This window comes from Pseudoalteromonas sp. BSi20652 (genome assembly GCF_000239855.1).
Taxonomy (GTDB): domain Bacteria; phylum Pseudomonadota; class Gammaproteobacteria; order Enterobacterales; family Alteromonadaceae; genus Pseudoalteromonas.
Window position 1 is genome coordinate 1 of the sequence record NZ_BADT01000187.1, and the last position, 20,243, is coordinate 20,243.

Genomic DNA, 20,243 nt, shown 5'->3' on the forward strand with positions numbered 1-20,243 from the left:
TTTTTTATGCGCGATTAATAGCAATGCGTAATAATAACTGATCAATGACTCACCTTTCCTAGCTCTATAAAAATCTTTTAATTACGTACCTTGGTATAAATTGTCATGGAGGCTTCGCTAAAGTGTCTCATAAGTGTAATTAGATTTATCTACAGTGTTTAATTATTACACTATGGATGACGGGCATGACAAACAATCAACTGCGTAAAAAACAACATTATCCAGCCATTTGGATATCTGATGTTCATTTAGGTTACAAAGATTGTAAAGCTGATTACTTACTTGATTTTTTAAACTCGGTAGAATCCGACACACTTTATTTAGTGGGTGATATTATTGACTTATGGTCAATGAAACGACAGTTTTATTGGCACCCTTCGCATTATCAAGTATTAAACTCTATAACAAAAAAAAGCAGCTAGCGGTACACGCGTCATTTATATTCCCGGTAATCATGACGAAACGTTTAGAAACTATATAAATCAAACGTTATTTGGTATTGAAATCCACCAGCAGTTTATTCACACCACTAAAGCTAATAAACGGTTTTTACTTATACACGGCGATGACTTTGATTCAGCGACACGTTATAACAAACTTATTAGTATCGCGGGTGATGCAGGGTACGACTTTTTATTATTTTTAAACCGCTGGACCAATCGTATTCGCAAGCCATTTGGTGGTAATTACTACTCGCTTGCATCATGGATAAAAGCGCGTGTACACAAAGCACGTGAAGCGATTAAAGCCTTCGAAGATGCCGCAATTTATGAAGCTAAAAAACAAAACGTAGATGGTATTATTTGTGGACACATTCATCATCCCAAAATAAAAGTAGATGACGGAATTATGTATTGTAACGATGGGGACTGGATTGAGAGTTGTACGGCGCTGGTAGAGCAGAAAGATGGAAAAATTGAATTACTACATTGGTCAGACATACAAACCGTACTCGATAGCGCCGACATAACAAGATTAAGTATATCAACTGATGCTAAACCAAAAAAATCAGCTGCATAGCAGCTGATTCTCATCTAATAACGATTAACTTAGCCAGGTGATTAACTTATCTTTTAGCGTTCTTGGCTTGATTGGTTTAGTAATATAATCGTTCATGCCTGCAGTTAAGCAACGTTCTCGATCACCTTCCATCGCACTTGCTGTCATAGCAATAATCGGTATGTAAGTGTAGTCTACCCCTGCTTTACTATTTCTAATTTCACTAGTTGTGTCGTAGCCATTTAAATTAGGCATTTGGCAATCCATTAAAATTATATCAAAAGCTTGCTCTTCGTTTAGCCTCAATGCCTCTAAGGCTTCAATACCATCTGATGCACAGGTAATTTTTACTTTAGTACGTTTCAAAATTGCCTTAGCTACTTCAATGTTTATCATATTATCATCTACTAATAATAGGTGATAAGCAGATAGGTCAAGTTCTACTTGTTCTTCTTCCAAGCCTTTAGGCGGCGTTATAATACAATCATTATTAGCACCAAATAAGCTGGCTAATTTATAGCTGAATTGATCTTGAGTGAGTGGTTTATTTAGAATATGGCTGCCTTCAGGTAACCTCATTTTAGTTGCCCTATCTGTTACCATATCTCGTAAAATTAAGACGTACTTTTTATTAAACTGCTTACAATAATTAATTAACGCATCAATTTGAGGATGCTCATCATCAATTAACAATAAATCAGCTTCAAACTCTTTGTGCTCACTAAAGTAGTCAAGTCTTACAATGTTTTCTGCATTTACCTTACAAGTTAATAGTAATAAATCACACGCATTTTTATATACATTATCCCGTGCAATTAGTGCTGCTACGTTGATATGAGTAGCAAGTTCAATCGCTGTATTTAACTTTTTCGTTGGTGCAACATGCAATTCAACAGTTGCTGTAAACGTGCTACCTACGCCTTTTTCGCTAACAACCGTAATATTACCACCCATTAATTGAGCTAGCTTTTTACATATAGATAAACCTAAGCCTGTTCCACCAAAATTACGCGTGGTACTTGAATCTTCTTGTGTAAATACATCGAATAATTTATTTATGTTCTCAGGTGCTATCCCGATGCCAGTATCTTTTATTGTAAAGCTCATTAATAATTGAGAATCAGTAATATATTTAGAGCTGACAGTTAAACTTACCTCACCTCTGTGAGTAAACTTAAATGCATTATTAAATAAGTTAATTAATATTTGTTTAAGTCGATGGCTGTCGCCAATAACCATTCTGTCTGCTACATCTTTAGTAGTTAAAAGCACTTCAAGCCCTTTGCGCTGACCCTGTAACGCTAAAGAGCTAATCATATCGCTACATACTGTAACAACATCAAATATATGATTATCAATATCAAGCTTACCCGCTTCTATTTTAGAAAAATCGAGAATATCGTTAATCAAATTCATCAGTGAATTAGCACTGCTATTAGCTAATTTTAAGTAATGGTATTGTTGTTCACTTAAGCCATCTTCTTTGAGCATTTCAAGCATACCCAAAACGCCATTCATCGGTGTCCGTATTTCGTGAGATATATTCGCTACAAAGTCACTTTTTGCTTGGCTCGCTGCTAATGCTTGGTCAATTGCACGCTCTAGTTCAATGGTCCTTTGTGAAACCTTTAGCTCTAAAGTACTGTTTAACGCTTCGAGCTCTGATTGCGTATTTTTTAATGAGCTAATGTTTCTTAAAATAGCACCAACTTGATAGCGGTTGTTATACACATCAAAGATACGGGTGAGGGTTATTGAGTAATAGTGTGTATATCCTTTATTGTCTGTATATGTAGCTTCAAATGGCATTTTTGATCCATTTGATAGTGTTTGCTTAAGACAGTATTTATCCGCTTCATTTAATGTTAGTAGTGAAGTAAATTGCGTTCCTTCGTTTTCAAGGTCGATCCCAAAAACGTCTTTAGCAGTGTTATTTAAATGTACTATCTCTCCTGTCTCTTCAATTGTAAAAATGGCATCAAGTGAGTTTTCAATTACTCTGCTATTTTGCTCTTTTAAAGAGTGTATAAGTAACTTACGGTTTATATATCGCTGATATAAAAATGTGATTATTAAAAAATGCAAAAAAAGACGAGCAATACCATTACAAAATTTTGACGCCTTTTATGTACTTTTTCCAATAAAACATCAGTACTGATACTCACTGCAATCTCAAGGGGTAACATGGCGATATCGTCATCAAAGTAAATACGTTTTTTTAAATAGTAATATTTAGGGTGATTACTTAAAGGAAGCGTGCTACCAGATAACATATTTTCTGCATCAGTAAATTCTTGGTTCCATGTTTTACTTTTATTAAACTCAAAACTAAATCTAAAGTCAGGGTTTGGGTGATATAAAAATTCACCATCGTTGTTCATTAAGTAAATATCAGTACCTTGTGGCAGTTCGATTGTTAAACTATTAATCAAGCGCTCAGCAAAATAGTTTGTTACTAACACCGCAAAAACCTGTTTATCTTCATCAAAAACAGGTTTAGCTACTCTAAAAGTACTTACATAAGGCTTTTGAATCTCGCCGTTTTCTCTGTTGTAGTTAATAGGAGAAATATAAACACTATACTCATTTAACATACTTGCTTTAATTACGTAATCTCGTTGCCCTTTCTTTTGTAATTGATCAGCTTCACGTCTGAAAAGCTCACCCTGATGATTTCGATCAACTCTTACAACTTCTTTTCCACCATCGGCTAACATAATATACCGTGCTTGGAGTATGCTATTGTCAGTGCGCATAAAACCGGTAAAAATACTGCTTAAACGGTCTTGCCAAACCGTAATCGGAGTACCTAGCAATGGGTCAATGAGTTTATTTTCTGTTGCACGGGTAATGCCTTGAATAGGTGGTGTAGCATCTAAAAAGCGAATGGCGGTAACACTGTCTGTAAGGTGTTTTTTTAATGAAATGCTTTTAGTTTCAAGCTCACGCTTTAGTTCAATTAGTGAAGAGTCATAAATATCGCTTCTTACTTTTTGTTCAAATACATACAATGATGGCAAAAACAAAACCATAAAGAATATTACTGCAACAATGATTAATGTATTGTTCTTTGCAACATTAAGTGCTGTATTTTTTTTAAAACACTTACCTTCGCCTTTAGATTTTAGTACAAATAGTATAGATCACTCCTAAATAACAAGAGCACTATTTCGACTATTTTATAATTATAATAAAAAGCTAAACTACTAGATTTATACAAAATATAAAATTTATCTAAATGAATAATGAAAAAACTTAACTTTAATTACTTTAAACACGGTTAAGCAACACATGAACTAAAGCTGTAAATATAAAAAAGGTAGCAATCGCTACCTTTAAATATATTTGGTTACTAAAACTTATCTATATTATCTAAACAGCACATCTTCTCTGTTAAACCATTTAACGCAAAATGCCAGTAGTCCGGCTGCAATGATTGCAGTTGCTAAAAATATTAAGCCTACAAACGTGTAATCAACAGTCCCTTTTACTATTTCTTTAATTGCTAAAGCCACGTTTGTAACAGGAATGAATGCTGTTTTAGCAGTAAGCTCCATATTTGGCATTATTGAAATAATAATAGGGAAAAATACACCCATGCTAAGCGGAGCCATATAGTTTTGTGCTTCTTTAAACGTACGTGCATAAATAGATATAGCCAGTGCCAAAGCCGAAAATATAGCAGCCACAGGCAGTAGCAATACAAATATCATCAGTAAATCGGTTACCGCTAATGTACTAAATGCCGCTTTAATAAAATCTAGATCGGCAAATGCTAACGCCAGTGCTATCCAGCAGCCCATACTTAAGACCGTTATGGTTGTGGAGGCAATGGATGTAGTTAACAAAGTTATAAATTTACCAAGCACCAGCTCTGTACGCGTAATAGGTGTAAGTAGGAGTGTTTCAAGCGTGCCACGTTCTTTTTCACCAGCGCCTAAATCAATAGCGGGATAAGTAGCCCCCATTAGTACTAATGGTATTAGTAAGTAAGGTAAAAAACCGCCAATTTTTTCGCCAAGGTTTTCACGTTTATCGGCTGTATCCACCTTAATTACTTCAATTGGGTTAAGAATAGATTTTTGAACAGACTCTTCAATACCAAAACTGATTAGCTTTTGAGTTTGCAGTACGTCACTGTATTCTTTTGCGAGCTCTTTGACGCGTTCGAATAAAAAGTTAATAGATTTTGAATCGTTAAAAACAACCTGCCACTGACTTTGTTCACCATTATCTAGTGTTTGCTCAGCATGGCTTGGTAAATAAATACCCATATCAATATCGCCAGCTATAACACCAGCTTTAAGCTCTTCAATGTTATTAAAGGTTTTAGCCCCTTTATAAAGCTCAAAACTTTTGTGATAAAACACTTTATCAGTAAATTCTTGTGCATATTCACCATTAATAATGGCATACGTATTTACTTTTTGTTCTGCGTCCATTGCTGCTTGTGAGCTTATAAATGCCATTACAGCAAACAATAACGGAAATATAGCGACAGGAAGCGCAACAACAAATAATAGCGTTTTTTTATCGCGTAATAACTCTCTTAATTCCTTTTTAAATACCTCAAACATCATGTTTCTCCGTTAGTATGTTCATAAACGCTTGATTAAGCTCATCACTATTGCCTGCTTGTTTAAATTCATCTACTGTTCCGTCAAAGCAGCTAATACCTTCGTTAATTACAGCGACACGGTCACATAAAAGTGCAACTTCATCTAAATGATGGGTCGAAAAAATAACAGGAGTACCTTGCGCTTTTAAACCCTTAATAAATTGAATAACGGTTTGCGTGGTCATTATATCCAGACCCGTTGTTGGCTCATCAAGCACCACCACTGCTGGGCGATGCACAACAGCACGCGCTATATTTGCTTTTTGCTTCATACCTGTTGATAGGTTTTCAGCGCGTTTATCTACAAATTTATGCATATCAAGCAACGTAAACAGCTCATCACAACGCGATGCAATATCACTTTTGCTCATACCGTGGAGCTTTGCAAAATACTCTATGTTTTCTTTTACAGTTAAGCGGCCATACAAACCAGTAGAGCCTGATAAAAAACCAATAGACTTACGCCCAAGTAGCGGTTTTTTTACAATGTCGTTTCCGGCAATTGTTATTGAGCCTTCATCGGGCTTTAACGCAGTTGAAATCATTCTAAGTGTAGTTGTTTTACCCGCACCATTTGGGCCCAGCAATCCAAGTACTTCACCCTTTGCGCAGCTAAAACTCACATCTCGTACTGAGTGAAAGTAATCTTTATCTTCACGAGGGTCGATATCGTCTATTTTATTTTTTTTGTGATCTTTAGTTAGCTTAAATTTCTTTTTAAGCCCAGCAACTTCTATCATGTTCGTATCCTTCGTTTCGCTCTAAAATAATCTGTATTGTTGTAAAAAGAGTCGTCTTTGTTTTCGTCATGCCAGCCAGGCACACCTAATAAAGGCAGTGGTGAAAGCTGTTTGTTATCAGCTAAGCAGTTATCTGTATTAATCATCTCATAAAGGGCTTGGTCAAGGTACTGGTATTGAGTTACTAAATCTTTACAAAATATTTCATTAGGTACACAAACAAATAACGCTTTACCTGTTAAGCCTATATAAGGTTTAGTAAGCATTTCGTAATTTGCATGACCAAACATAAAAGGTTTTATTGTTTTACCCCACTCATGTTTGTGTTCAACAAATGCTGTTTTCCATTGATGATCGCAAAGCCACTGCTGCCATTTACTCTCACTTATAGCTAATACAACACCACATTCATCAAAGAGCGTTAGCGCATTACGATGCTTAGTACGCTGTTGTAATCCATGCTCAGCTATATCTTGTACATGCCGCTGGTTTATAAGTGCTTTGGTTTTAGGAAATAAACACCAAATAAAGCCACCAAATAAGTCATGCCAATTCTCACTGCGTGTGGGTACAACACCCGTTTCAAAAATAACTTGTTCATAATAACGATCGCCAAAATCTATTTTTGCGTCATCAATAAATTGTATAGGTAAGTTATTTGCATTAATTGCCTTTAGGTATGGAGTAAACCATTGTGGGCTTGGCCAACTTGTTTGTTCATTAATTTTAAATAGAGTATTTAAATGGGAAAATGCACCACTTTGTAAACTACTTGGTTGCCACTGCTCAGGAGGAGTAAAACGCTTCATTATTATTAATTACTTACTAGTTTATACCTTAAAATTTGTAACAGTTTACCGCAAAAACTGGTTCTACTTAATAGAAGTTAATATACTAATCACAACTTAAAACAAGAAACGAGCTGATATGAAACATTATTTTTCTCTCACACTCCTCGCTACTGCTGTTTTAGCAGGTTGCGCAACAACAAGTATAACTCCGGCTGACGTAACAAATGGTTACAACAGTATTCAAGCTGATGAACTGGCTAAACATGTAAAAGTACTTGCATCGGACGAATTTGGTGGTCGTGCTCCTTCATCACCTGGCGAAAAGCTAACACTTGATTATTTAACTGCGCAGTTTAAAGCGTTAGGTTTAAAACCAGGTAATGGCGACAGTTACTTACAAGAAGTGCCATTAGTTTCTTTAGAAGCTGATTCGAACATGGTGCTTAGTATTGGTGGTAAAGACTACCAATACAAAAAAGACATGGTTATGGGTAGCAGCCGCATAAGCGCACAAGAAGGCATAGAAAATTCTGAACTTGTATTTGTGGGCTACGGCGTTAATGCACCTGAATACAATTGGAATGATTACGAAGGTTTAGACGTTAAAGGCAAAACGGTTGTAATGCTGGTTAACGATCCAGGCTTTGCAACAAAAGATCCTGCGTTATTTACTGGCGACGCAATGACCTATTATGGGCGTTGGACATACAAATACGAAGAAGCGAGTCGACAAGGTGCCGCAGGTGCAATTATTATTCATGAAACTGCACCTGCATCTTACCCGTGGTCGGTTGTTGAAAACTCGTGGAGCGGCGAGCAGTTTGGTTTTCAAAAAGAAAACAACAACATGGACCGCGTAGCCGTTGAAGGTTGGGTTACAACTGACGTAGCAAAAGAGCTTTTTGCTAAAGCAGGTTTAGATTTTGATACCGTTAAAACGAATGCTGCCAAAGGTGCTTACCATGTTGATATGGGCGATTTAACTGCTTCTGTTAGTATTAAAAACACGATTAAAAAATCGGTGTCGTATAACTTTATCGCAACGTTACCTGGTAGTGAAAAACCAGATGAGCATGTTATTTACTCGGCGCATTGGGATCACTTAGGTACAGACAAAACACGTAAAGGCGATCAAATTTATAACGGTGCTCACGACAATGCAACAGGTACCGCTGGGCTAATTGAAGTAGCCGAAGCCTTTACTAAATTACCAAAGCACCCTAGCCGCTCAATGACATTTTTAGCGGTAACTGCTGAAGAGCAAGGCTTACTAGGTTCTAAATACTATGCAGCAAATCCAGTGATTGCAGCGAATAAAACAGTCGCTAACATAAACATGGATAGCTTAAATTTATTAGGCAAAGTAAAAGACATGAATGTGGTTGGTATTGGTAAATCACAAATGGATGAGTTTTTAGAAACTGCGGCTAAAGAGCAAGGCAGAACAATATCTGGCGATCCTAAACCATCATCTGGTGGCTATTACCGCTCTGATCACTTTGCATTTGCAAATATGGGTATTCCGGCCATGTACGCAGGTGGCGGCACAGTGGCTGCTGATGAAGAAACAGCTAATTACCGTAAACGTATGAGCTTGGTACTTCGCGGTTGTTATCATCAACCTTGTGACCGGTACCGTGATGAATGGGATTTATCGGGTGCTGTTCAAGACTTACAATTGTTTTATAAGGTAGGTTTTGATATTTCTGAAACAGAACAGTGGCCAACGTGGAATACAAACTCTGAATTTCAGCGTAGGTAGCCCAATTTAATCACAGCCTTAAATTCAAATTTAAACTAACTTAGATTTGGCTATCGAAAAACTCAAACAGAGTAATCGATTTAAATAGATGCAAATGATATTGATTATCATTTAATGGATGGTATACAGTGTGACCTAGTTAATTTATTAGGTCGCATTGTATGATTTCACTCCCTCACATTGGTTTTATTACTCCTGCCTCAAAACGATTTTTGATCCAAAATAAACGCTTACTGCTGCCTTTATTTATTTTAACTTGCCTTGCAATACCGCAATTACGCGAAATAACAATGACCGCACTAAGTGATGCATTTTTTCAAGTGAGTGTGTTTGTTGCTGCTACCCTTTTAATTTATTACTACGCTATAGAACACTTACCTCAATTAGAGCTTAGCTATTTAAGCGCGAGATCATCAGTTCTAGAAATTAGCTTTGCAGCAGTTTTAGGTGCCCTTCCTGGTTGTGGTGGGGCTATTATTGTGGTTACTCAATTTACAAAAGGCCAAGCAAGCTTTGGTGCTATTGTTGCTGTGCTAACAGCTACAATGGGCGATGCAGCGTTTTTATTACTTGCTACCCGCCCTACTGAAGGCTTGCTAATTATGGGGATAGGGTTAGTTGTGGGTACATTCAGTGGTTTACTCGTTAATACAATACACAAAAAATATTTTTTACGCCCAACAGCGCAAGAACAAAAGCACCAAATTAAAATACTCTCAACTAACATTATTAAAATCAGTAAACCGGTTTGGATGGTAGCAATTATCCCAAGCCTTATAATTGCCTTTTTGATTGCGTTTAATGTTGATTTTTTACAGTTTGGTTCAAGCACAAGTACTGTAATTACGCTATTTGGTGCATTAATGGCTTTATTTATTGTTAGTATTTGGGCACTTTCGTCAAGAGGTGAAAGCTATCAAGAAGTAACGTCAGAAGACGATGCATGTAACCCCCCTTCTAAAATAATAAAAGTATTACAAGATACCCATTTTGTAATGGCATGGGTTGTAGCCTCTTTTATGCTATTTGAGATTTTGGTTAACATTGCAGGACTTGATTTAAAAACGTGGTTAGTACATTACGCCTATTTAGCCCCATTAATTGCAGTGCTTATTGGTTTTTTACCCGGCTGTGGCCCGCAAATAATTGTTACAACGCTTTATATTCAAGGCATTATTCCCTTTAGTGCTTTAGCAGGAAACGCAATTTCTAACGATGGTGATGCGTTATTTCCAGCAATAGCAATGGCGCCCAAAGCTGCAGTTATAGCTACACTTTATACGTCTATTCCCGCTGTAGTGGCAGGCTGTGGGATATATTTTTTGAGTTAAAAATTGCCATATATAAAAAAGCTCAGCAAATGCTGAGCTTTTTGAACTAAAATTTATAATCACAAAACCTACAAACCTTTGCTTTCAGCTTTATAATTTCAGCACATTTTGGGCATTCTTTAGTATCCAAATCTGACGACTTAATTTTTTCATAGGTAACTATTAGCCTCCCTTCTGGTTTAACTAATAAAGCATAAATCCAAACGAATAAACCTATACCAAAAACTGGGAGCAAAAATAAGCCGATAATAAATATTCCGCCTCCACGACTTCCCTCTTCATAATTTTGCTCAGTAGCAATATATCCTAATTCTAAGTTTTTAGATTTAGCGTTTTGAAAGCGATTAGTAGCTACGGACATAGTTCCTGAATACACTTTTACTATAGCTTCACTGCTCATTTTATACTCCTAATAAAATATAAGCTTTATGCTAAAGATATTCCTTCTAAATCTTCTTTTGGATTTGGACCAAAATCATTCTCACCTTCATGCGAATCTTGCGCAAGAAAAACAATTAAAACAATCCAACCAATTACTGGCACTAACCAAAGTAACTGCCACCAGCCTGAACGGCCTGTGTCATGAAGACGACGAGCACCCGCACTCAATTGAGGGATCAATAAAGCTAAGCTATAAATAGAGCTTACGAACATTGTGTCTGTAATACCATCTATCACACTTGTTAAAAGCGAAAAAATAATATTAATTAGCATAAACATCCAAAATGCTTTACGACGATTACGCCCTGAAAAATCTGCGTAGCTACGCAACGCGTTCATATAATGTTCCATGAAATTTCCTTAGTGTTATTTTTTATATTCCCTAACGGGGTTAACTTTATTACTTTTTAGTAACATTTGTATCTTAATTAAAAACAGCTGACATTAAAACAAAAAACCAGCTAAAAGCTGGTTTTTCTTACATATTAGCAATTTAGCTATTAGCTCATAGCCATCATCATTGCCGATGGGTTCTCTAAGTACGATTTCCATAGGTTATTAAAACGAGCAATAGTGCCGCCATCAATAACACGATGATCGCCAGACCAACTCACTTGCATAATTGCTTTACTTACAACCTGTCCATTATCATCAAAACGCGGTAGATGCTGTAATTTACCTAATGCAACAATCGCCACTTCTGGTTTATTAATAATAGGGGTCGCGATAGTGCCGCCAATCGCACCAATATTAGAGATGCTAATTGTCCCACCTTTTAAATCATCCGGTGCAACACGGCCTTCTCGCGCTGAATGAGTTAAACGGGTTAAATCATTTGCCACATCAACAATGCTTTTACTCTGGCACGATTTAATATTAGGCACTAACAAGCCAATTTTAGAATCAACCGCTATACCGATATTATGATCGTTATAATAGGTAAGCTCTGAGCATTCATCGTTCACTTTTGAATTAAGTACAGGGTACTCTTTCATTGCTAGCGAGAGTGCTTTTATGAAAAATGGCATCATGGTCAGCTTTATACCTTGTGCTTTGTATTGCTCTTTTAAAGCGCTACGCAAAGCTATAAGCTGTGTTAAGTCGATTTCATCACTAAACGTAAAGTGCGGAATAGTTGAAACCGACGCTACCATTTGCTTGGCCATGGCCGCTTTAATGCCTTTAATTTGCTCTACTCGTACGCCACCGCTTTGATTCTGTGTTTGGTTTTGTATTGCACTATGAGAAGCATCGCTATTAAGCGGTGAAGTATCAATAGTATTTGGCACTTCGCCTTTTACAAACTCTTCAATATCTTGCTTGTAAATACGTCCATTTTTACCACTACCTGGTACGCACGTTAAATCAACATCTAGCTCACGTGCTTTACGACGAACCGCAGGGGATGCAACCGCTTTTTGATTGATAACTTTAGCAGCTTGCTCTATTTTAACAGGGGCAACTTTTTCAGCGACGGCATTAGTTTGAGCCTTTACAACCGCTTGGTTTATATCAACATTTGGTTTTGCTGCACTGCCTGCAATTGTCATTTGAAACAACGGGCTATGTACTTTTGCTATTTCACCTTTTTGGTAATATAGCTTTTTTACTGTGCCTGTATATTTTGCCGGAATTTGTACTAATGCTTTGTCGGTCATTACGTCACAAACTGCTTGGTCTTCTTCTATTTCGTCGCCTTCAGCAACTAACCAATCAACAATCTCACACTCAACAATACCTTCACCAATATCCGGTAATATAAAGTCCTCAACCACATCAGCTGCATCATTAGTTTTATTTTCAGCTTGTACTGGCTCTTGTACTACTTCATTGTTAGTGTTTTCACCTGCTACATCCATAGCGAATAAAGGGGCATGTACTTTAGCAATCTCACCTTTTAGATAATATAGCTTTGAAATAACGCCATCATGCACTGCCGGAATTTGTACTAATGCTTTGTCTGTCATAACATCGCAAATTGGCTGATCCTCAGATACGGTATCGCCTTCTTGTACTAGCCATTCAACTACTTCGCATTCAACAATGCCTTCACCAATATCGGGTAATATAAAATCTTTAGCCATGGTAACCCCTAAAAATCCATTGATTGTTTAATTGCAGCCAACACTTTGAGTGCATCCGGTACGTATTCTTTTTCAAGTGCCAGCGGGTATGGCGTATCTAGACCACATACACGTAAAATTGGCGACTCTAAATGCAAGAAACACTCTTGTTGTATTGTCGCGGCTATCTCTGCACCAAAGCCATTGGTTATAGGCGCTTCATGACTCACGATTAAACGGCCAGTTTTAATAACCGATTTAGCAATCGTTTCAACATCCCATGGTAAAATACTACGAAGATCAATAACTTCACAGCTTATACCTTGCTCACTTGCTTGCTTTGCTGCATCTTCAATAATCTCCATTTGAGCACCCCACGCTAAAAGCGTAATATCGGCCCCCTCTTGTACTACTTCAGCCGTGCCTAATTCAATACTATAATCTTCTTCTGGCACTTCGCCAATTGATGCACGATATAAACGCTTAGGCTCAAAAAATATGACCGGGTTATCATCTTTAATTGATGCACGTAATAAACCTTTAGCTTGATAAGGGTTACGCGGTACAACTACTTTCAAACCCGGTGTGTGCGCAAAATACGCCTCGGGTGATTGTGAATGGTATAAACCACCAGCAATACCGCCACCATAAGGTGTACGAATAGTTAAGTTACCCACATTAAATTCATTACCACTGCGATAACGAAATTTAGCGGCTTCATTTACTATTTGATCAAACGCTGGGAAAATATAATCCGCAAATTGAATTTCTGCCAATGCAGGCGCACCAAAAGCTGCTAAACCATTAGCAAAACCTAAAATACCTTGCTCGGTTAAAGGCGTATTAAAAACACGATGTTTACCGTACTTCTCTTGCAAGCCCGATGTTGCTCTAAATACACCACCAAAGTAACCAACATCTTCACCAAAAATACAGGCTTGAGGGTGTTCATTCATCGTAATATCGAGAGCAGAGTTAATTGCGTGGAGCATGTTCATTTTAGCCATTACTTAATTCTCCCTGCGGTTACTGGGTAAGCATCTGGATGCTGTTTTATATGTTCTTTTAGTTGCTCGTACTGGCGTTGCAATAAGGGGATTGGTGTATCGTAAACGTCAGATACCAGTTCTTCTAAAGCGGGCTTGGCAACAACTTCAGCACGTTTAAGCGCTGCTAAAATTTCTTCACGAATCGACTCTTTTGCTTTTATATCGTCTTCTTCGTTTAGCCAATCTTGTTTGACCAGCCATTTTCTAAATTTATCAATAGGACACGTTTTATGATTCGCTTCTTCATCTTTAGAGCGATAACCACTTGGATCGTCTGACGTAGAGTGCGCACCCAAACGATAAGCAATCGATTCAATAAGTACAGGTTCACCTTGTGTTGAGGCTATTTCGCGTGCTTTTTTAGTTGCTGCATAAACAGCAAGTGCATCTGTGCCATCAACACGAATTGTTTTAATGCCATAACCCACACCACGCGACGCAATACCGTCGCCTTTAAACTGCTCATCAGCCGGGGTAGATATCGCATAACCGTTATTACGTGCAAAAAATATAACCGGCGCTCTGTGAACAGCGGCCATATTTAAACCGGCATGAAAGTCACCTTCAGATGCAGCACCTTCACCAAAGTAACAAATAGTCACATTATCAATTGTGCTGGCAAGATCGCCTGTTTTAGCGTCGATGTGCTTTATTTTTTGGCCATATGCATAACCCGTTGCCTGTGGTATTTGCGTACCCAATGGCGATGAAATTGTCATGTAGTTTAGCGCTTTAGACCCATAATGAATTGGCATTTGGCGACCTTTACCTAAATCCAATTCATTTGAAAACATTTGGTTCATAAATTGATCAAGCGTAAAGCCACGATAATGCAGTGCTGCCTGTTCACGATATTGAGCCATGATCATATCGTCTTGATCAAGTGCAGCAGCGGAGGCTGTAACTGCGGCTTCTTCGCCTAGGCATTGCATATAAAAACTAACACGGCCTTGGCGCTGCGCGCCTTGCATACGTTCATCTAACAAACGTATAAAACGCATTGTTTCATATAACTTAATAGCGGTATGTTTTGAAATGTCAGGTGCGGTTGCACTAGGATGAATGTCGCCGTCCTCAGTTAAAATACTAAGGGTTGGAATATTAAGCGCTTGACCATCAATAAATTCAAGCTCGTGGTTAATATTCAGCGATACGTTATTTGGATTACTCATAACCTACCTTATTTTGTTGTCGGTAAAACAGTGCCCCTTTAAATTATTATTGTGGGTGATTGTTACTGGTTAAACTTTGCAACATCTGCACTATCTTTAATTAAAGCTACCAACACTTTACGTTAACGTAAAGTGTTATTCAACAGATCTGGGACGAAACAAAAGCAAATATTGGTCAAATAAGTGGCAAGTTAACGATACGGTTGCTTTAATTAATAGTAATCATATAGTTAACTTTAAGCTACTAGTGGTCTGATGAGTTAAATTAGACGAAATTGCTATCAATAACCATTGGAATAACAGTAAGGAGTGCTCTTTGCCCTAATGCTACGCTCGCATTTGGAAAAATAATAGCCTCTCCTTCAACGTCAGCATAAATCGCTGTATCACCGTCGGTTGCAAGTAGTTCACCTTTCGCAAAGCCAGTAAAGTTCTCAGCATCGTCAGAAAAAGGAAAGCTAAAATCGTTCTGCGTTCTATTTATTGTGCGGTGCACTGCAAACAATTCAAAATCGTTTGCATTAAATTCAGGATATTTAACTTCATTTTGACTAATTAATGCAGTTAAGGTTTGCTTCGTTTTTTCAAAGCGAGCCATATCGTTTTGACCAAATGGCTTAACTTGACCCAGCTCTACCGTAAAAGAATCAGCACCGTGTATAAATGACGAATAATAGCTAAATGTTGTTGCAGGAGATTTCATCATAAGCACGGTATTTACACCACAACTCAATAAAAATTGTAGCTGCGACTTTTTCCATGGCTTACCATGTAAAAATGGATACACAGCAAATTTTTCGTTTTTAGAGCCTCTAATTGCAGTGTGTAAGTCGTAATGACATCGGCTACTGCCTTGCTCGCCACGTGTATAAAAATCGCTTACGTATTGCTCAAGCTTTGCAGCGCGGTTTCGCTCATTATTCATTGGTACACCTTCAACTGTATGGTGACCATTAAATAATCTATTTAAGTTTTCTTCTACAAAACGCAGGCCAATATTAATTGATTGTGGGTTACCGTAAATAAACAAAGCGCGCTGCTTAAGTATCAGCTCGCCTTTTATAATTTGTTTAATAAGTGCATCACAAATTTCAATTGGCGCAGTTTCATTACCGTGTACAGCGCTTGAATAAATTACATCTTTGCTTGTTTTCACAGCAGGTTGAAACTCAATGACGCCGGTATCGTGTATATTTACACGAGTCCCATTATCTAAAACAAACTCACCTGCATCTAAATGCCATTCGTTGTTACGACTAAGCGTTAAAAAGTCGCCAGCTTGTTTTAATTCATTTAAGTAAGGTGGATTGGCTGACATATAAGCCCTTTAATAATAATGTGAGAGTAGACTCTTGTGCATATATTTTTATAAATACACAAGGTATAGAAACGAAAACGGCTGAATAAATCAGCCGTTTTAAAATTATTAGATTAAGTTAGCTTATAACTGAATCTACAAGCTTTTTAGCTTCTTTTTCAAGTAACGCTAAATGCTCTTCACCTTTAAATGATTCAAGGTATATTTTATAAATATCTTCAGTACCTGATGGACGCGCTGCAAACCAGCCATTTTCAGTGACCACTTTTAAACCACCAATGGCGGCATTGTTACCGGGTGCATGAGTCAATTTTTGCAAAATAGGCTCGCCAGCAAGTGTATCTGCTTTAACATCAGAAGCACTCAATGCTTGTAAACGTGATTTTTGACCGCTTGTAGCTGGTGCATCTAGGCGTTTATAAATTGGAGAACCAAATTCTTGTTCTAATTCTTTATAAAGCGCTGATGGAGTTTTACCTGTCACAGCAAGTATCTCAGCAGCAAGTAGCCCCATAATGAAGCCGTCTTTATCTGTACACCATACAGAGCCATCAAAACGTAAGAATGCAGCACCTGCGCTTTCTTCGCCACCAAAGGCAAGCTTGCCTTTGCTTAAACCTTCAACAAACCATTTAAAGCCTACTGGTACTTCTTTAACTTTACGGTTGTTACGAGTAGCTACTTTGTCGATCATAGAGCTAGAAACCAATGTTTTACCAATTTCTACGGTTTCATTCCAATCACGGTGTTTAAGTAAGTAATCGATTGCCACTGCTAAAAAGTGGTTTGGATTCATTAAACCATCTGGCGTTACAATACCGTGACGATCATAGTCAGGGTCATTACCAATAGACACATCAAAATCATCTTTTAGTGCAATAAGATTTGCCATTGAATAAGGCGATGAACAATCCATACGAATTTTGCCGTCTTTATCAAGTGGCATAAAAGCAAAACGAGGATCAACAACATCATTTACTACGGTTAAATCTAAATTATATTTTTTTGCAATGACTGGCCAAAAATTAATGCCTGAACCACCTAGTGGATCGATACCTATTTTAATACCTGCATCGCTAATTGCTTTTAAATTAACGATATTTACTAAGTCGTCAATATAAGGAGTCATTAAATCTTCGTAGCGGATAAAGCCAGAATGCGATGCTTTAGCGAATGGGAATAACTCAACTTCAACTAAATCTTCTAATAAAAGTTGATTAGCTCTGTCTTCAATCCATTTAGTGACGTCGGTATCAGCAGGTCCGCCATTAGGTGGGTTGTATTTAAAGCCACCATCTTCAGGAGGGTTATGCGAAGGCGTAACAACAATCCCGTCTGCTAATTCATTTGGGTGTAGCTTGTTGTGGCTCACTATGGCATGGCTGATAACTGGCGTTGGTGTAAAATCACCGTCTTCTTGCGTTATCACTTGCACTTCGTTAGCAACTAATACTTCAATCGCCGAGTTAAATGCGGCTTCACTCAATGCGTGTGTATCTTTACCTAAAAATAACGGACCAAAAATATCATTTTGTTTTCTGTAATCACAAATAGCTTGAGTAATCGCTAAAATGTGTGATTCGTTAAATTTCACATCATATGAGCATCCCCTGTGACCTGATGTACCAAAAGCAACACAATGCTCAGGGTTTTGTTCAAGATCAGGTTCATTCAAATAATAAGCAGATACTAATTTTGGTACATTAACTAATGCTGATTGTGGAGCAGTTTTACCTGCGCCTGAGTGAATAGCCATTATATTTCCTTACAAGTAATCGCGAATTTTTTCAGCTTGCTCTGCACTATAACCTAGGCAAAGAGCCACTTCATGGAGCATCATTTTCTTACGCGTTGTATTAGAATTAGTCATAACCCAGTATTCACTGTCTGTTATGTTTTTAGGGTTCATACTACTACCGCTATTTACCAAGGCTTCTTTACTGGTTGCAAAGTAAACACGGTCACGCCCTTTTATATCTAATACAGCCGAAAAATCAGTTTTATGTGTGCGGTAAAACGCACTTAAAATAAATAGAAACCGCCCTACAACACCTTTTTGCATTGCCAGCTCTTCTTTATTTAATATATTAAAAACATTATCGCTTTTTTGCTTCACGGGTGCGTGAGCTACAGGCGTTTGTTTTTTTGAAGTCTCAGCAGCAGATTGCTCTGAGCTTTTTAATGTGGCGGTAGACGTAGTCGCAGTTTGATTATTTTGAGTTAGTTCTACGTTTGCGGTTTGAATTTTTTCGCCGCTCAGATTTAATAAACGACGTAAAATAGTGGATGCACTTTCACCAATACTTTGCGTATTGCTAGCAATATATTGATATAACTCGTCGTCTATGTCGATTTGTTTCATGTTCTTCCTGTCATTACGGGTCACATTGCTTTCTCCCGTGTGATTATACCCAAACCAATAAGAAATGCGAGTTACAACAAACACTCCCATAAACATATTAATATTTACCTGATTGTTGTTGATTTAACGAACAAAAGCCCAATTAAATAAATAGTCGCTGTATTTTTTGCTTTTTAGAGCAATGCTCGGCAAACTATGGCGAAATTTTCAGGAGACGTGTATGCAGTTAAATTACAAGCAACAAGGGCAAGGCCCTAATGTTATTTTGATCCACGGACTTTTTGGATCATTAGAAAACCTAAATGTAATCGCAAAACCATTAAGTGAACACTTTAATGTTATTAACGTTGATTTACGCAACCACGGGCTTTCTCCTCATAGTGATGAAATGAACTACCCAGCAATGGCTCAAGATATTGTTGAGTTATTAGCACATTTAAACATAGATAAAGCTCATTTAGTTGGGCACTCTATGGGTGGTAAAGTCGCGATGGAATTAGCACTAACACACCCTGAACTTGTAAATAAACTCGTTGTACTTGATATAGCACCTGTCAGTTACCCTGCTCGCCATAAAAAAATATTACAGGCGTTAAAAGCGGTATCAGCGCAGTCAATAGATGATAGAAAACAAGCTGATTCAATTATGCAGCCTTATATTGAAGAGCTGGGTGTTCGACAGTTTTTACTTAAAAGCCTCGCTAAGAATGAAGAAGGTCATTTTGCATGGCGATTCAACTTAAATGTGCTTGATGAAAAATATTCTACAATCACATCCAACGTTAATGAAAATAGTTCTTGTTTATGTGATACTCTTTTTATTAAAGGTAATGATTCTGACTATATTTTGCCCGAGCATCGTACTGCAATTATAGCACGCTTTAAAAACACCAAGGCCAAAGTTATCCATGGCGCTGGCCATTGGCTTCATGCCCAAAAGCCGCTTGCTGTTAATAAAGCGATAAATGACTTTTTAACTGTGGTTTAAAGCAATTTTTATCGCGTGTTTTTGATTTTGCGCACTAAATATATGCATATTTATATGCTATAGTATGCGCCGTTTAATTTAAAGGTTATACGTTGATGGTCAGTCAGTTAATTAACGAATTTGATACCCTAGGGTTGTATTTTGGCTTAGCCGGTATTTTCATATTCATCGGCATGGCAATTAAAGACGTACTAAAAAGTGGCAATGTACCAAAGTTTGGACAATACATTGTTTGGGGCGTGCTCTTTTTAGGTTGTTCAGGCTTTATTGCTAAAGGTCTTATTCAAGTATTTTGGCAAGGCGCAGGTGTAGGTTAAGCATGGCGAAGTCAGAAACAGATAGAACTACACTCGATTTATTTGAATACGAAAAACGCCCAGGCAGACCTAAAACCAATCCCCTTTCACGGGATATGCAGTTAAAGGTAAATAAACGTAATCAAATAAAAAGAGATAAAGCACGTGGCTTAAAGCGTGTTGAATTTAAAGTTTCATCGCAGTTATATCAAGCATTGAGTGATATGGCAGATGCACAAAATATTAGCCGCAGTGCGCTGATTGAAACGATTTTACAAGAAAGATTGGCTATTGATACATAAAAGGTTTTAAA

Annotated in this window: 18 protein-coding genes and 1 pseudogene; 6 read left to right on the forward strand and 13 right to left on the reverse strand. The window is 37.5% G+C overall.

The genetic code is table 11. The features are described 5' to 3' along the window. Nucleotides 1–185: 185 nt before the first annotated feature. Nucleotides 186–1,020 (forward strand): annotated as a pseudogene (locus tag P20652_RS18825) (UDP-2,3-diacylglucosamine diphosphatase). Between the two features lie 24 nt (nt 1,021–1,044). Here the strand turns inward: P20652_RS18825 and P20652_RS18830 are convergent. The 5 genes from P20652_RS18830 to P20652_RS04010 form a co-directional block, all read right to left on the reverse strand. After that, complete coding sequence (locus P20652_RS18830; RefSeq protein WP_008171194.1) at nt 1,045–3,084, reverse strand: ATP-binding protein; 2,040 nt, start codon at nt 3,082–3,084, stop codon at nt 1,045–1,047. Next, entirely contained in the window at nt 3,072–4,019 is a 948-nt protein-coding gene (locus P20652_RS21125) for a cache domain-containing protein (RefSeq protein ID WP_237707146.1), read from the reverse strand. The genes P20652_RS18830 and P20652_RS21125 overlap by 13 nt, the downstream gene beginning before the upstream one ends. A 348-nt stretch (nt 4,020–4,367) precedes the next feature. Then, complete coding sequence (locus P20652_RS04020; RefSeq protein WP_008171197.1) at nt 4,368–5,576, reverse strand: ABC transporter permease; 1,209 nt, start codon at nt 5,574–5,576, stop codon at nt 4,368–4,370. Further along, the gene (locus tag P20652_RS04015; RefSeq protein WP_007586825.1) at nt 5,569–6,357 is read right to left on the reverse strand and encodes an ABC transporter ATP-binding protein; all 789 of its coding nucleotides are present in this window, start codon (nt 6,355–6,357) and stop codon (nt 5,569–5,571) included. Before P20652_RS04015 ends, P20652_RS04020 begins: the two co-directional genes overlap by 8 nt. Then, complete coding sequence (locus P20652_RS04010; protein WP_008171200.1) at nt 6,354–7,166, reverse strand: DUF3025 domain-containing protein; 813 nt, start codon at nt 7,164–7,166, stop codon at nt 6,354–6,356. Before P20652_RS04010 ends, P20652_RS04015 begins: the two co-directional genes overlap by 4 nt. A 118-nt stretch (nt 7,167–7,284) precedes the next feature. On the opposite strand from P20652_RS04010, the gene P20652_RS04005 reads away from it, so the two are divergent. Continuing rightward, on the forward strand, nt 7,285–8,910 hold the full coding sequence (locus tag P20652_RS04005; RefSeq protein WP_008171204.1) for a M28 family metallopeptidase: 1,626 nt from the start codon (nt 7,285–7,287) through the stop codon (nt 8,908–8,910). A 161-nt stretch (nt 8,911–9,071) separates the two neighbouring features. Then, nucleotides 9,072–10,241 (forward strand): putative manganese transporter, encoded by a 1,170-nt coding sequence (locus tag P20652_RS04000; protein ID WP_008171206.1) that lies wholly within the window; start codon nt 9,072–9,074, stop codon nt 10,239–10,241. Between the two features lie 46 nt (nt 10,242–10,287). On the opposite strand, the gene P20652_RS18835 is transcribed toward P20652_RS04000, so the two are convergent. The 8 genes from P20652_RS18835 to seqA form a co-directional block, all read right to left on the reverse strand. Further along, a complete protein-coding gene (locus P20652_RS18835; RefSeq protein WP_008171208.1) occupies nt 10,288–10,641 on the reverse strand; it encodes a zinc ribbon domain-containing protein in 354 nt (117 codons plus the stop codon). 26 nt (nt 10,642–10,667) lie between these two features. Further along, entirely contained in the window at nt 10,668–11,033 is a 366-nt protein-coding gene (locus P20652_RS03995; protein ID WP_008171210.1) for a DUF805 domain-containing protein, read from the reverse strand. Between the two features lie 149 nt (nt 11,034–11,182). After that, the gene (locus P20652_RS03990) at nt 11,183–12,766 is read right to left on the reverse strand and encodes a dihydrolipoyllysine-residue acetyltransferase (protein ID WP_008171212.1); all 1,584 of its coding nucleotides are present in this window, start codon (nt 12,764–12,766) and stop codon (nt 11,183–11,185) included. A gap of 8 nt (nt 12,767–12,774) precedes the next feature. Further along, entirely contained in the window at nt 12,775–13,752 is a 978-nt protein-coding gene (locus P20652_RS03985; RefSeq protein ID WP_008171214.1) for an alpha-ketoacid dehydrogenase subunit beta, read from the reverse strand. Then, on the reverse strand, nt 13,752–14,966 hold the full coding sequence (locus tag P20652_RS03980; RefSeq protein ID WP_008171216.1) for a thiamine pyrophosphate-dependent dehydrogenase E1 component subunit alpha: 1,215 nt from the start codon (nt 14,964–14,966) through the stop codon (nt 13,752–13,754). The genes P20652_RS03985 and P20652_RS03980 overlap by 1 nt, the downstream gene beginning before the upstream one ends. Before the next feature lie 265 nt (nt 14,967–15,231). Next, a complete protein-coding gene (gene astE, locus P20652_RS03975; protein WP_008171218.1) occupies nt 15,232–16,284 on the reverse strand; it encodes a succinylglutamate desuccinylase in 1,053 nt (350 codons plus the stop codon). 118 nt (nt 16,285–16,402) lie between these two features. After that, nucleotides 16,403–18,040, reverse strand: coding sequence for a phosphoglucomutase (alpha-D-glucose-1,6-bisphosphate-dependent) (pgm, locus tag P20652_RS03970; RefSeq protein ID WP_008171219.1), 1,638 nt, complete (start codon nt 18,038–18,040; stop codon nt 16,403–16,405). A gap of 9 nt (nt 18,041–18,049) precedes the next feature. Then, on the reverse strand, nt 18,050–18,646 hold the full coding sequence (seqA, locus tag P20652_RS03965; protein WP_008171222.1) for a replication initiation negative regulator SeqA: 597 nt from the start codon (nt 18,644–18,646) through the stop codon (nt 18,050–18,052). Nucleotides 18,647–18,866: 220 nt separating this feature from the next. Between seqA and P20652_RS03960 the strand changes: the two genes are divergently transcribed. The 3 genes from P20652_RS03960 to ybfE all read left to right on the forward strand — a co-directional run bounded on the left by P20652_RS03960 (nt 18,867) and on the right by ybfE (nt 20,232). Continuing rightward, the gene (locus P20652_RS03960) at nt 18,867–19,634 is read left to right on the forward strand and encodes an alpha/beta fold hydrolase (RefSeq protein WP_008171224.1); all 768 of its coding nucleotides are present in this window, start codon (nt 18,867–18,869) and stop codon (nt 19,632–19,634) included. A gap of 95 nt (nt 19,635–19,729) precedes the next feature. Further along, nucleotides 19,730–19,951, forward strand: coding sequence for a DUF2788 domain-containing protein (locus P20652_RS03955; protein WP_002962930.1), 222 nt, complete (start codon nt 19,730–19,732; stop codon nt 19,949–19,951). Nucleotides 19,952–19,953: 2 nt separating this feature from the next. After that, complete coding sequence (gene ybfE / locus P20652_RS03950; RefSeq protein WP_002962928.1) at nt 19,954–20,232, forward strand: LexA regulated protein; 279 nt, start codon at nt 19,954–19,956, stop codon at nt 20,230–20,232. Nucleotides 20,233–20,243: the final 11 nt, after the last annotated feature.

Bases quoted from the DNA above. Each gene is read 5' to 3' on its own strand.
- P20652_RS04020 (WP_008171197.1), bottom strand. From the start codon at position 5,576: ATGTTTGAGGTATTTAAAAAGGAATTAAGAGAGTTATTACGCGATAAA.
- P20652_RS04015 (WP_007586825.1), bottom strand. From the start codon at position 6,357: ATGATAGAAGTTGCTGGGCTTAAAAAGAAATTTAAGCTAACTAAAGAT.
- P20652_RS04010 (WP_008171200.1), bottom strand. From the start codon at position 7,166: ATGAAGCGTTTTACTCCTCCTGAGCAGTGGCAACCAAGTAGTTTACAA.
- P20652_RS04005 (WP_008171204.1), top strand. From the start codon at position 7,285: ATGAAACATTATTTTTCTCTCACACTCCTCGCTACTGCTGTTTTAGCA.
- P20652_RS04000 (WP_008171206.1), top strand. From the start codon at position 9,072: ATGATTTCACTCCCTCACATTGGTTTTATTACTCCTGCCTCAAAACGA.
- P20652_RS18835 (WP_008171208.1), bottom strand. From the start codon at position 10,641: ATGAGCAGTGAAGCTATAGTAAAAGTGTATTCAGGAACTATGTCCGTA.
- P20652_RS03995 (WP_008171210.1), bottom strand. From the start codon at position 11,033: ATGGAACATTATATGAACGCGTTGCGTAGCTACGCAGATTTTTCAGGG.
- P20652_RS03990 (WP_008171212.1), bottom strand. From the start codon at position 12,766: ATGGCTAAAGATTTTATATTACCCGATATTGGTGAAGGCATTGTTGAA.
- P20652_RS03985 (WP_008171214.1), bottom strand. From the start codon at position 13,752: ATGGCTAAAATGAACATGCTCCACGCAATTAACTCTGCTCTCGATATT.
- P20652_RS03980 (WP_008171216.1), bottom strand. From the start codon at position 14,966: ATGAGTAATCCAAATAACGTATCGCTGAATATTAACCACGAGCTTGAA.
- astE (WP_008171218.1), bottom strand. From the start codon at position 16,284: ATGTCAGCCAATCCACCTTACTTAAATGAATTAAAACAAGCTGGCGAC.
- pgm (WP_008171219.1), bottom strand. From the start codon at position 18,040: ATGGCTATTCACTCAGGCGCAGGTAAAACTGCTCCACAATCAGCATTA.
- seqA (WP_008171222.1), bottom strand. From the start codon at position 18,646: ATGAAACAAATCGACATAGACGACGAGTTATATCAATATATTGCTAGC.
- P20652_RS03960 (WP_008171224.1), top strand. From the start codon at position 18,867: ATGCAGTTAAATTACAAGCAACAAGGGCAAGGCCCTAATGTTATTTTG.
- P20652_RS03955 (WP_002962930.1), top strand. From the start codon at position 19,730: ATGGTCAGTCAGTTAATTAACGAATTTGATACCCTAGGGTTGTATTTT.
- ybfE (WP_002962928.1), top strand. From the start codon at position 19,954: ATGGCGAAGTCAGAAACAGATAGAACTACACTCGATTTATTTGAATAC.